Raw genomic sequence first — 1,846 nt, forward strand, 5'->3', positions numbered from 1 at the left:
TATCAGACAATCTGTGTGGACACTGCGCGGGAAGGTATCTTCAGGTAAGGAGGTGATCCAACCGCAGGTTCCCCTACGGTTACCTTGTTACGACTTCACCCCAGTCATGAATCACAAAGTGGTAAGCGCCCTCCCGAAGGTTAAGCTACCTACTTCTTTTGCAACCCACTCCCATGGTGTGACGGGCGGTGTGTACAAGGCCCGGGAACGTATTCACCGTAGCATTCTGATCTACGATTACTAGCGATTCCGACTTCACGGAGTCGAGTTGCAGACTCCGATCCGGACTACGACGCACTTTATGAGGTCCGCTTGCTCTCGCGAGGTCGCTTCTCTTTGTATGCGCCATTGTAGCACGTGTGTAGCCCTGGCCGTAAGGGCCATGATGACTTGACGTCATCCCCACCTTCCTCCGGTTTATCACCGGCAGTCTCCTTTGAGTTCCCGACATTACTCGCTGGCAACAAAGGATAAGGGTTGCGCTCGTTGCGGGACTTAACCCAACATTTCACAACACGAGCTGACGACAGCCATGCAGCACCTGTCTCACGGTTCCCGAAGGCACTAAGGCATCTCTGCCGAATTCCGTGGATGTCAAGGCCAGGTAAGGTTCTTCGCGTTGCATCGAATTAAACCACATGCTCCACCGCTTGTGCGGGCCCCCGTCAATTCATTTGAGTTTTAACCTTGCGGCCGTACTCCCCAGGCGGTCGACTTAACGCGTTAGCTCCGGAAGCCACGCCTCAAGGGCACAACCTCCAAGTCGACATCGTTTACGGCGTGGACTACCAGGGTATCTAATCCTGTTTGCTCCCCACGCTTTCGCACCTGAGCGTCAGTCTTTGTCCAGGGGGCCGCCTTCGCCACCGGTATTCCTCCAGATCTCTACGCATTTCACCGCTACACCTGGAATTCTACCCCCCTCTACAAGACTCTAGCCTGCCAGTTTCGAATGCAGTTCCCAGGTTGAGCCCGGGGATTTCACATCCGACTTGACAGACCGCCTGCGTGCGCTTTACGCCCAGTAATTCCGATTAACGCTTGCACCCTCCGTATTACCGCGGCTGCTGGCACGGAGTTAGCCGGTGCTTCTTCTGCGGGTAACGTCAATCGACGAAGCTATTAACTTCATCGCCTTCCTCCCCACTGAAAGTACTTTACAACCCGAAGGCCTTCTTCATACACGCGGCATGGCTGCATCAGGCTTGCGCCCATTGTGCAATATTCCCCACTGCTGCCTCCCGTAGGAGTCTGGACCGTGTCTCAGTTCCAGTGTGGCTGGTCATCCTCTCAGACCAGCTAGGGATCGTCGCCTAGGTGAGCCATTACCCCACCTACTAGCTAATCCCATCTGGGCACATCCGATGGTGTGAGGCCCGAAGGTCCCCCACTTTGGTCCGAAGACGTTATGCGGTATTAGCTACCGTTTCCAGTAGTTATCCCCCTCCATCGGGCAGTTTCCCAGACATTACTCACCCGTCCGCCACTCGTCACCCAAGAGCAAGCTCTCTGTGCTACCGTTCGACTTGCATGTGTTAGGCCTGCCGCCAGCGTTCAATCTGAGCCATGATCAAACTCTTCAATTAAAAGTTCGATTTGCTGCAACAAGTGCAGCGATGCTCAAGTGTAAAACGTCATAATGAATTTCATTATGTGTTCACTCTTAAGACTTGATATTTTTTGTCACCCGGAGGTGACTGATATCAATCCTGCGAGTGCCCACACAGATTGTCTGATAAATTGTTAAAGAGCGTTGCGAACAGTGCCGAAGCTTCCTGTCGCGAGGTGGCGTATATTACGCTTTCCTCCTTCGGAGTCAACTTCTTTTTGAGAAGTTTTTCCGGCG

The 1,846-nt window shown here is 53.3% G+C and carries 1 rRNA gene; it reads right to left on the reverse strand.

What is annotated here, in order from left to right:
* Positions 1 to 45: 45 nt before the first annotated feature.
* A 16S ribosomal RNA gene (locus IFU29_RS22095) occupies positions 46 to 1,586 on the reverse strand.
* Positions 1,587 to 1,846 lie beyond the last annotated feature (260 nt).

Origin of the sequence: Erwinia persicina (genome assembly GCF_014838825.1) — a bacterium.
GTDB lineage: Bacteria > Pseudomonadota > Gammaproteobacteria > Enterobacterales > Enterobacteriaceae > Erwinia > Erwinia persicina_A.